Origin of the sequence: Paenibacillus elgii NBRC 100335, assembly GCF_004000865.1 — a bacterium.
Classification (GTDB): Bacteria; Bacillota; Bacilli; order Paenibacillales; family NBRC-103111; genus Paenibacillus_G; species Paenibacillus_G elgii.
This window is the reverse complement of sequence record NZ_BIMB01000153.1, coordinates 1-551: the sequence shown is the minus strand read 5'-3', so window position 1 is coordinate 551 and position 551 is coordinate 1. Positions and strand designations below refer to the sequence as shown.

1 protein-coding gene is annotated in these 551 nt (G+C 62.4%); it reads right to left on the bottom strand.

Annotated elements, in window-relative coordinates:
* Positions 1–551 (bottom strand): condensation domain-containing protein (locus tag PEL01S_RS34285; protein WP_218032573.1); only part of this gene is annotated, 551 nt, incomplete at both ends.

Sequence of the window (551 nt, the reverse complement as noted above, 5' to 3'; positions counted from 1 at the left end):
CCAAGTCGATGCTGCCTTGAATTTCCGTCGCTTTCGCTTCGACTACGGCCGTGACATCCTTCGCGCCGCTGAGGTCCAGCACTTCCAGGCTGAACAGCTCGCCTTCGTCCACGCCGCGGTTCCATGCCGCATAGCCGCTGCCGGTTTCCCGCGAACGGAATACCATCCGCAGCGCGTCGTGATGCTCGGCGATCTTCTTCATCGTTACGCGCAGCGCCGCTTCGTCAAACCGCTCCTTGCGGTACAGCATGACCGACTGGTTGCTGTGATGCGCGTCGGCCGGCTGCTGCCCGATGAACCACCGCTGGATCGGCGTCAGCTCGACGTCTCCTGTTACGGCCTCCTGGCTCGCCAGCTTGCCCGATGTTTGCAGACGCGGACTCAGCGCCGCCACCGTCGGATAGCTGAACAAGTCCTTCATTACGAGCTTGTAGCCCGCTTGCAGCAAACGCGAAGCCACCTGCAGCGCTTTGATCGAATCGCCGCCCAGCTCGAAGAAGTTGTCGAGAGTGCCCACCTTCTCCACGCCCAGCACGGCCTGCCATACCGCT